Origin of the sequence: Myroides sp. C6-3 (genome assembly GCF_050522425.1) — a bacterium.
Lineage (GTDB): Bacteria > Bacteroidota > Bacteroidia > Flavobacteriales > Flavobacteriaceae > Flavobacterium.
In genome coordinates this window covers 19094-29228 of record NZ_JBMVQP010000042.1, presented here as the reverse complement: position 1 = coordinate 29228, position 10135 = coordinate 19094, and the positions used below count along the sequence as shown (strand labels likewise).

Here is a 10135-nt window from a genome sequence, read left to right as displayed (position 1 = left end):
CCAAGCTGACTTCAGAATACTACTACCGCTATGCTCAAACGCTCAAAGCAGTAGAGAACTACGACAAGTCGAAAGCGCTGATGGATCAGTTTGCAACGATGGAACAAGAGGATTCAAGAGTCAAACGCTACAATCAAAATCGAAATTATATTCAGCAAATTGAACGTATTCCCTCTGCGTATGCAGTGGATTTATTGGATATTAATAGCGATTATTCCGATTATGGCGCAACAGTAGTTGGCGATCAGCTGGTCTTTACCTCAGCACGTGATGTGGTACAGGATATACATACGTGGACCAATGAACCGTTTACGCAATTATATCGCGCTACAATACAGGAGCAAGGTAAACTTGAAACACCAGTATTAGTTGATTTTGCAGATCAAGCAAAGGTGAATGAAGCAACGGCTGTTTTTACTAAAGATGGCAATACGATGTACTTTACACGTAATAATGCCAAGAAAAATGGAAAAAGTAAACAAAATAGAGACAAATCATCTCTGTTAAAATTGTATAAAGCGGTAAAGCAATCGGATGGGAAGTGGGGACTAGTAGAGGAGTTGCCTTTTAATTCAGACAATTTCAATACATCCCATCCTGCTTTAACAACAGACGGTAAATGGCTGTATTTCGCTTCAGATCGAGAGGGAACCTTAGGGCAATCAGATTTGTTTCGCGTGGCCTTAGATCAAAATGGTGGATATGGCGAAGTAGAAAATCTAGGAAATACAATTAATACAGAAGGGCGCGAGAGTTTTCCTTTCATCTCTTCCGATAACCAATTGTTTTTTGCTTCTGACGGTCATTTAGGCTTAGGAGGACTTGATGTTTTTGTATCCACCATAAAAGCAGATGGCAGTTTTGGTCCTGTAGAGAATCTCGGAAAGCCAGTAAATAGTAGCTTGGATGATTTTGGGTTTTATTATGATGCTGGTTTAGGATATGGATTTGTCTCTTCTAATCGAAGTGAAGGAAAAGGAAGTGATAATATCTATGCGCTTATCAAACATTGTTTGCATGAAATAAAAGGAATGGTTTATGATCAGCGTACAAACGAAAAACTTAGTAAAGCTACAGTTACGATTGTGAATCTTGCCGATAAAAAAGAATACCAATTTACTACGGATGCTGATGGTGCTTATCGCATAACCGATATTGAATGCGGTACAAGATATGCCGTTAAAGCAAGTAAAGAAGCGTATAGCGAAGTAGAAGTCGTGTTGCAAGCCAAAAAGGAAACAGGAAGTTATACCGTTGATTTAGGACTTGAAAAAGCGATGGTTGTTCACGATGATTTAGTGAAAAAATTACAACTAAAACCGATTTACTTTGATTTCGATAGATCAAATATCCGCAAAGATGCAGCAATTGAGTTGATGAAAGTAGTAGAAGTAATGGAAGCTCATCCAACGATAAAACTCGATGTTCGCTCTCATACCGACAGTAGAGGAAATGATGCTTACAATATGAGTTTATCAGATCGACGTGTAAAATCAACAATAGCCTGGTTAATAAAACAAGGAATTGATCCAAGCCGTTTAACAGGTAGAGGATACGGCGAAAGTGAATTGTTGAACAAATGTAGCAATGGAGTACCATGTACCGCTGCAGAACATCAGTTAAACAGACGCAGTGAGTTTATTATCTTAGAGATATAAACGCGCACTGTGTTGTAGAGTGTGTAAAGACGCAAGCAATTTTTTTTTGATGATCCTGCTGTAGGATTTAAAAACAACAGCCAAAAAAAGGGTGTTTATAAACACCCTTTTTTAAAATACGTTCTATTTTTTCTTTTTAAACAACAACGCTTGATTTCTGTTTTTGATTTCGAGCTTGGTGTATAAATTACTGATGTGGTATTTCGTGGTACTCAATGAAATGAAAAGCTTATCTGCTATTTCTTGATTGCTCATATTTTCCCAAATACACTGGAGTACTTCTGTTTCTCTTGTAGTAAGATTATGTGTAATTCTCAAATTCTCCAACGTTTCAAGTAAGGGGCGATAATTCGCTTTAGAAGGCATATCCGCATTTTTATTTAGCAACATAAGATAATGGTTGATTTGTTCTTTATAACCATTGTTTTCATCTTGTAAGTCACGTACCTTATAAATAATGGCAAAAGTGATACTAATTAATTCAATATTGCTAATTAGGCGGAATGTATCCAAATTAAACCAAGCGAATTGGTTGGAATTAAAATAGATATAAAGGAAATAACCTACGCCAAATAGTAAGATTAATCCAAAAGTACACAGTAAAAAACGCGCATATACGTTCTTTTTGAACTGCGTTGCCGCTAAGATTAAACAGAAAAAAGGAGGTAAAAAACACAAAATATTAATCACGTGTTTTAACGTGGTTAACGCCAAAAAGCTTTGTATTGTTGATAGGAAAAGGATAGCAATAAAAAGAGAAATAAAGATCAGCTTATAGCTTTGGAACAACTGTTTAATATCTAAAAAATAAACGGTAAATAAACAGGCTAAAAAGGAGGTAAGTGGAACATTCCAAATTAAGAGCATACTCATCTCCCATTGACCATTAGAGAGGTAATAGAACATACCATCTTCAAAAAATAAAGAAGTAAAAATACTAATTTGTAGTAAAGTATAGGTCATAAAGCGTTTATCTTGAAAGATAAAGTAAAAGACGAGGTTGAAAACAATAGACATAATAGCAATACCATAGTAGAGTCCGATGCGCAAAAGATGAAAAGATTCTGCAACAGCAAATTGAGTTTGCTCTTCAATTACAATAGGAAGATTCGTCGTGTCAATCTGTTTGAGATTCACATAATAGGTCGACGCTGCTGTATTGAAACTGTACTGAGTAAATCTAGAGCGGATGGGATTGTTCTTAGTGTCAATATTGGGAGTTAACGTTTGGAGAGAATCCTTTTGATAGACGTATAACTCGTAGTCATAGATATGTGGGTTTTGAATTTGAAACGTTATATCCGTGTTTAAATCACCGGGTTTGAGTGTTCCTTTAATCCAAGTATTGTCGAAAGAATCCGAAGCAATCATAAGATTTGCCTGCGTAGGATGGGGTCTAAAAGTTAAATGCTGTACGGAAGTTTGAACTGTATTTTGCGCTTTTAACGAAAGACTAATGAAAAATAGAACCAAAACTAGGCGTAAGTTTTGGTACAATGAGGGACTAAATTGTTGCATTGTTTATGTTGTTGTTAGGGAACTATTCGTAGTACTGAATCAATCGTTCTAAAGAGTAAAAATAGTATTAATATGGAAAGAATGATCATGAAGTACTGTTTTTTATACGCATAAAGGGGAAGAATATGCTGAATTAGTACTCAGCACAGCTTATTTTTTTGACTAATTCAATAAAGCTGGTACTGTTGGTCTTGTATAAGATGTTTTTCCGATGAGTTAAGATGGTATTCATACTCACATTGAGCATACCTGATATTTCTCTACTCGTAAAACCTTCTTTGATTAGGGTTAATATTTCAAGTTCGCGTTTCGTTAGATTGAAATCATTGTTTAGATCCAGGTAAATGTTGTGTACTTTATCAAAAATTTTGTAATCGTTTTGTACGCAAAATTTGGTTTGATCTTGGATTTTGTGGATGATCAACATTTTGGCTAACTGTCCTTGATCATCTACTTCCAATGCTTGGCATTCTTGTGTGATTCGAAAATAGGTAGCGTCTGCTTTTTTAATTCTGTAGCTGTATGTGGTGGTATAACGAAAGTGCTCTTCAAATTTTAATCCATTGGTAAAGCCTAATCTCTTTTCTTCGTTTTCGAGAAAATAAGATTGATCTGCCGGATGAAGTAACTCAAAGAGAAAATCGAGAGTAAAACCATCGGTCGAATGCCCTGTAATTGCAGTAAAAGCAGCGTTAATAAATAGAATAGTATCTTCTATACAATCGTAAATAAAGAAATAAGTGCGAAGCGGTTGGCTTCCTATTTCTTCTTTTGTGGCATTCGATCTTGTATTTTGTTTATTGTACAAGTCTAACCATTGGGGTGCTGTAGAATTGTTCATAAAGAGTTTTTTTTCGTTGGTAAGTAAAAGTAAAACCTCGTGAAGTTTTTTTACTCCACGAGTATTCAGATCCTAGATCTTTGGTAAGTCTAGGGGGATTGCTAATAAGAGTAGCAACAAGCAAAAGGCAATAAAAATTAAGCCAATCACAAGATTCTGTGGGGTAAATTTTGTTTTAGCTAACATAAGGTGAGTGTGTGTTTAGTTGATAAAAAAAGTATAGGTTTTAGGGTTAAACAGCGTACTGATCTTTATTTTTCCAAACAATCGATTTACTAGAAAACGGTTGGGAATATTGGTTTGTTGTTTGTCTCACAAAAATGATAATTTGTAGGTAAAAACCAAGGTTTTGGAAGGGTAGTATTTGGGTAGTTTTTGAGGTATAATAAAATGAAACACGCACTAAAACCAACCTTTTTAATTCTACTCGACTGATTATTAGTTAGATGATTTCTGTATCCTTGTCTCCTTTTGGGGTGGACATGGAAGGGGATCAGAATCTAGAATTAGCAAGTGAATTGTTGAATATTAAGTGATTATTTGAGATTTTTTTTAAAATAATGAGCTACAGTTGTAATGAGAATTATGTTATTTTAGCTTATATATATAAGTATAGACCTTTCTGATGATAAAAACACGGCTACGTTTATCGATTATGTTCTTGTTGTTTTGCGCCTATTGTGAAACATATAGTCAAACGTACGATTTTGACGAGATTGCAAAACAGGTAACACAGCACAATAATGACAGTGCATTTGATCAGACGATTTTGCTTTTAGAGCATATTGTTTCCGACAAAAAAGCAACACATTTCGAACGCTACCAAGCATACAATTTGAAGTATCAAACGTATAAGCGTTTGTTTATTTACGACAAAGCTAAATTCAATTTGGAGCTAGCGCTAGAAGAGGGATTGAAAAGCGACCAAAGAGCATTGGTCTCCGCTCAAGTAAAGTTAGAAAAGTTGTTTTTAGCTTTCGATGCGCTCGAATTTGAAGAAGTCAATCAGTTGCTTTTAACGATAACAGATGAAGAATTAAGTTATGTAACCTTTCGAACGCAAGCCTATTATTATGCTGTATTGGGTATGATGGAAGTGAAGCAAAATCAGCTAGAAAAGGCAGATGAATATTATAAAAAGGCGATTGTCTTACTCGAAGAACACGATCCTCAAAACTTACCGCTGATTTATCGAAAACAAATTGATCTCTACCGAAGAATGAATCAGTATGAGAAAGCGATAACGAGTTTTGAGCAAGGGTTGTTTTATGCCAAGGCGTATAATATTGACGTTTATGTGTTGAATATGTACTTTGATTTAACGTATTTCTATAAGCAGACGGGCAATTTTGATAAAGCAGTTCAAACGCAAGAAATTTGTAATCTCTTGGCGAAAGCATATAATGAAAAAGGAGTGTTAGGTCGCTTGAATGTATTAGAGAGTCAACTCATGCAAGAGCGCATTAAGACAGAAGAAAAACAAGATCGTTTGGTTATTGTTTTACTAACAGGTTCTTTGTTGTTAGTCCTTATTCTCTTGATTTTGTTATTTAGATACCGCAAAAGAATAAGAAAGAATAAAAAACAGTTGGAGGAGGAGAATGAGCGTTTGCGTACTGCTATTTTAGATTTATATGTCAAGACAGAAGAAGATGTTTTGAATCCTGTTCGCTTGACAGATAGACAGAGTAAGATTATTGAACTGGTGAAATTGGGAAAAACAAATAAAGAAATTGGAAACCTGTTGTTTGTTTCAGAGAACACTGTGAAATATCATTTAAAAAACATTTATGAAGTGTTGCGCGTGAATAGTCGCGTAGAATTATAGCGTGAAATGAAGATTTGGATTACTTTATTTATTGGGATATGGAGCGTGATGGTTGTTGGGAAAACACCAGAAACTCTTGGGCTTGAAAAAGAAATTGCTGCATTGAGTAGAAAGGAAGAGTACGAAGTAGCCATAGAAAAACTCCAATGGATTGTATTGGATTTTACTAGTTCCAACGCAGTTAAAGCAGAAGCTTTTTTTCTCAAACACGAGATTTACAGTAAAATAGGAATTTATACCGAAGCAGAAAGCAATTTGAAATGGTTTTTACAGCATGCCGTAAAAGACACGCAGCGCGCAGAGATTAGCGAAGGACGTTATCAATTATTTGCAGCGATTCTTAGGTATAAACAGTATGATAATCAAAAGGCTATAGCGGCAATCGAAGCGATAAGAGCGTATAGCTCCGCATATTCTTCAACGGAATATGCTTTATATCTCTTTTTGGAAGGATTGTATAAAATAGAAGTAGAGCAGTCCTATAGCAGCGCATTAATTGATTTAGAAGGTTCAATAGAACTCCTCAAACAAGAAAAGTCGGATTATTTACCGATGGTCTATAAAGAACAATTGCGCTTGTATATCTTGTTGAAAAATCATGAAAAAGCGGTTGAAAGTTATGAGCGCGGATTGAAATATGCAAAAGAACTAAAAGTAACAACTGAGGCTCTCGAACTTTATCGCTTATTGGCCAATTACTATCAGACGATAGGGTTGAATAGAGAAAGCCTAGCGTTAAGTGATTCCGTCTTGGTAACAGGAACGACGTATAACAGTTCTCATCTAGGCAGTAAGCTTTATTTTGTAGAAAAAGAGGTCTTAAACCACAGCCAAACAGTAGAACAACAAAAAAGTAAAACCATTACAAATATTTTGTTAGGATCCGTTTCAATTGTTTGTCTGTTACTGGGACTATCATTCGTTTCTTATCGAAAAAACAGAAAGAAAAAGCTGTTGATTGAATTAGAAAATCGCGAATTAAAAACGAATTACTCCAGCTTAAAACAGGAACAAAAACAAGAGTATATAAAAGAACAAGAGAAAGATGAAAACCCTATATTAACAGAGCGACAAGCAACTATTTTGTCCTTAGTGAAAGAGGGGAAAACAAATAAGGAAATTGCCGTGTTATTGTGTATATCAGAAAATACGGTAAAATATCACTTGAAAATAATCTATAGTCTATTAAAAGTAAAGGGTAGAAGTGATCTGATATAAAAAGAAAAGGCTGTCTTGACAACATAAAAGACAGCCTTTTTACATAAAAAATAATTGTACTTATTTTTGTTTTATCGATAAGGTAAAGAGTAAACAGACAAAAAGTATATACAGTAGAATAATAAAATATAGTGAACTGTGCTTTTTTAAATTTGCAATTAGTTTCATTTTTTCGATTATTTAATGTTAATTCCAGTCAGGCATTGCTGCATTTTTAAATTTTTCCGTTCTTGTTTTGAGCATGGTGTTTAGCTCTTTAACATAAACGTTTTGTGGAGATCGTTCGTCATTAGAAGTATTGGTAAAAATCACATAAGCTTCATTGGGTGAAAAACGAGGTTCTAGATCATTGGTTCCAGGTTCAACCTCTGTAGAGATTTCTGTGGATTGATTAGAGGCGCTGTCATAGATAAAAAGCTTAGAACTAATTCTGCGGTAATTTCTATTTTCAGTTCCCTCTAGGTCATAAGCATAGAGCACTTTCATGCCGTTGTTCGAAAGTTGTAAGCCACTACTTGCTCCAGGTTTGTCTTTTAGTACGGTAAATAAATGGTTTCCTTGAAAATCGATACAGTACAGATGGACTTGATACCCCATAGCATTATTGGTTTTTAACGCAATGCGCTGTTGTTCTACATTGACATCTACTTCTGAAATAAAAGAACCATCTTTGGTTTGATACAGGAGCTGTAGGCCTTGTCCGTTGGAGTTAATTGCGTACAGTTTGTCGAAGTTGGCAAAGTATATTTGATTGCTGTTGGCAGGCCAACTAAATGTAATTTCGTTGAGATTAAAGCCGTTAGGGCGCACAGAAGAGGTTACCTTTTGTAGATTACTTCCATCAGTATCCATCGTGTAAATATCTAAAGCCGTTCCATTCGATTGAAAAAAAGCTATTTTATTGGCCGTTTCGTTTTTTCTCGGTCTAAAACTATTTTGTCTTGCATCAGTAAGTTGAAATTCATTTCCTTGATCGTCAGAAGAAAAAATAACTAAATTGTCTTGGATCTTCTTGGTGTAAAAAAAGCGGTTATTCTTTGGTGCATTATAAACACTAAAGCTGCCCATTTCAGATTTTACCGGACTATTAACTTTATCCTCTACCGTTATTTGCCAAAAGTATTTTACACCTAATTTTAAGTGTTTGTATTCAAATACAGTATCCTTAATTTCGGTGAACGTCTCTACTGTTGTATTGGAGTCGTTTTTCAACGTTAGGGAATAAAGGTGTTTTGATTTATCCTTGTCTTTGGAAGACCATTTGAAAACAACGGAAGTTGATTTTATTACTTCATGTTCTGTAGGTGTGATTAACGTAGGAATTGAGGGAGCGGGCTGTGTGTTTTTTGCCACTGTCAATTCAAAAATTACATTGCTTTTCTTGCCCTCATATACGGTAACACCTTTAAACGCGGTGGTATATCCTTTCGCCTCAGCTTTAACAGAATACTCTCCTTGCTTGAGTGTTTCCATAACAAAATTTCCTTTTTCATCGGTAAACACCGTAGTTGAACTAGGAGACGTTTCTATTTTTACATTGGCCAAGGGCGTGTTTGATTCTGCTGCTACAACTTTTCCTGTAACGCTACCTGTTCCATTTTCATCGACATAATCCTCACTACATGATAGGAAAAGAAAAAGAAGAGGTAACCAACTGAATTTTATAAGTATGTGTTTCATTGTGTTGTGTCTGTTTTAAAAATAGTATTTGAGTCCTAAACCAAAGTTGAAGTAATAATCCTTGTATCTACCTTGTTTAACACCTTCTAGATTATCTGTAAAAGTGAAGTTCTGTTCTGCAAAAGCAAAAAGCGAGTAAGAAGAGTTGAAGCTGTAGTTTAAACCAGCGCCGTACTGTATTTTCCAATAGAATTTTTCGTCTCTTGCTTCCTTTTTATGGGTCATAAAGTAATCGCCAATCACGCCAGGACCAAGGTATAGGTAAGGAGAAAGTTTGTCATTTGGAAGTAAGAATGCACGTAGGTTCGCATCCATACTGTATTTCTGGTTTGTATAACTTTTTCCTGTTCTAATTTCGAAAGGAGTCAGGTTGAGTTCTACAGCAAACGTATTGGATAGTTTTCGAGCATAAGCTAATCGAAAAGCATAACCTGCTTTCTTTTCTTTTAAATCGCCATAGAAGAGATTGGCTCCTCCTGCAAGGGCAACTTCATTTTTCTGTTTGCGTTCAAGTTGTTCTCGTTCATAGAGCAAGGTTGCTTCTTCTTCTTTTTTCAAAGCATTATAAGAAGCGAGTAATCGATCATCGATTTCTTTACCGTCTTTTGTTTTCCATAGACTTGCCTCAATTCCTTCAATAATCATGCCTTCAACGGCTTTTTCAATGGCGTCTTTTAAAGCGAGTTGTATAGGCTCATTTGCTGTAAAACCCGTTTCAACCTCGAGTAGACGTTGAAAGTTTACATATTTAAAAAGACTAGCGGATACCGCTTGAGATAAGATGGTTTTAGAAACATAGACTGTTTTTAATACTTTTCCATTTGTAGTAGAAACGGCGCGTAAATACACCGTAATACGATCTTGACGATATTGTGTTGATCCTCCAACGCCAAAGTAGCGCGCACCCGCACCACCAGTAAGGATATTAGAATCGTATGAAACAATTCCGCCTTCTAATAAAACACCTGCAAACAACAAAGGAGGTAATTGCTTTTGAGTGTTGTCTCCTGCTTGTCGGTATTGTTCACGAGTGGTATTGATAATGTTTCGTTCATTTAATAAATTTCCAAGGTTTTCGCGTTCCACAACAGTAAACCAACCACTATCTTCTAGTGCTTTGTTTAGCATTGTCGTTCCTCCTTGGGGTACTGCTGTACTAAAGGAACTACCCACTTCAATGTTTTTGTATTGACCCGTTTGATCTCTAAAATTATAAACACCAACGACAATCGGCTCACTGGGTTTGGGTAAGTTTTTTAGGGTTGTACTAGTCGAGGTAATTTCGCCAGTACGAGCACTTTGTTTGGCAAGAGGCTGATTGAGATAAGCACCACAATTAACCAACAAACTACTCAGTAAAATCGCTACTAGGGGAAGTCGTAAAAAATTCAT

General features: G+C 35.6%; 7 protein-coding genes. 3 read left to right on the top strand and 4 right to left on the bottom strand.

Annotated elements, in window-relative coordinates; all coding sequences use genetic code 11:
* On the top strand, window positions 1–1658 hold a 1658-nt coding region (locus ACPDG9_RS14425), incomplete at its 5' end, for an OmpA family protein (protein ID WP_430528423.1).
* Between the two features lie 123 nt (window positions 1659–1781).
* Here ACPDG9_RS14425 and ACPDG9_RS14420 read toward each other — a convergent pair.
* Together ACPDG9_RS14420 and ACPDG9_RS14415 are read right to left on the bottom strand one after the other, a co-directional pair.
* Window positions 1782–3176: a LuxR C-terminal-related transcriptional regulator gene (locus ACPDG9_RS14420; protein WP_430528422.1), complete on the bottom strand. Its 1395-nt coding sequence runs from the start codon at window positions 3174–3176 to the stop codon at window positions 1782–1784.
* A gap of 133 nt (window positions 3177–3309) precedes the next feature.
* Complete coding sequence (locus tag ACPDG9_RS14415; RefSeq protein ID WP_430528421.1) at window positions 3310–4017, bottom strand: LuxR C-terminal-related transcriptional regulator; 708 nt, start codon at window positions 4015–4017, stop codon at window positions 3310–3312.
* A 625-nt stretch (window positions 4018–4642) separates the two neighbouring features.
* On the opposite strand from ACPDG9_RS14415, the gene ACPDG9_RS14410 reads away from it, so the two are divergent.
* Window positions 4643–5845 (top strand): LuxR C-terminal-related transcriptional regulator, encoded by a 1203-nt coding sequence (locus ACPDG9_RS14410; RefSeq protein WP_430528420.1) that lies wholly within the window; start codon window positions 4643–4645, stop codon window positions 5843–5845.
* Between the two features lie 6 nt (window positions 5846–5851).
* Window positions 5852–7063, top strand: a complete 1212-nt coding sequence (locus ACPDG9_RS14405) for a LuxR C-terminal-related transcriptional regulator (RefSeq protein ID WP_430528419.1) — start codon at window positions 5852–5854, stop codon at window positions 7061–7063.
* A 186-nt stretch (window positions 7064–7249) separates the two neighbouring features.
* Here ACPDG9_RS14405 and ACPDG9_RS14400 read toward each other — a convergent pair whose 3' ends face one another.
* On the bottom strand, window positions 7250–8743 hold the full coding sequence (locus ACPDG9_RS14400) for a carboxypeptidase regulatory-like domain-containing protein (protein WP_430528418.1): 1494 nt from the start codon (window positions 8741–8743) through the stop codon (window positions 7250–7252).
* 15 nt (window positions 8744–8758) lie between these two features.
* Window positions 8759–10135 carry a CsgG/HfaB family protein gene (locus ACPDG9_RS14395; protein ID WP_430528417.1) on the bottom strand — a complete coding sequence of 459 codons (1377 nt, stop codon included), beginning with the start codon at window positions 10133–10135 and terminating at the stop codon, window positions 8759–8761.

Coding starts and splice junctions, on each gene's coding strand:
- ACPDG9_RS14395 (WP_430528417.1), bottom strand. CDS start 10,135: ATGAATTTTTTACGACTTCCCCTAGTAGCGATTTTACTGAGTAGTTTG.
- ACPDG9_RS14405 (WP_430528419.1), top strand. CDS start 5,852: ATGAAGATTTGGATTACTTTATTTATTGGGATATGGAGCGTGATGGTT.
- ACPDG9_RS14420 (WP_430528422.1), bottom strand. CDS start 3,176: ATGCAACAATTTAGTCCCTCATTGTACCAAAACTTACGCCTAGTTTTG.
- ACPDG9_RS14400 (WP_430528418.1), bottom strand. CDS start 8,743: ATGAAACACATACTTATAAAATTCAGTTGGTTACCTCTTCTTTTTCTT.
- ACPDG9_RS14410 (WP_430528420.1), top strand. CDS start 4,643: ATGATAAAAACACGGCTACGTTTATCGATTATGTTCTTGTTGTTTTGC.
- ACPDG9_RS14415 (WP_430528421.1), bottom strand. CDS start 4,017: ATGAACAATTCTACAGCACCCCAATGGTTAGACTTGTACAATAAACAA.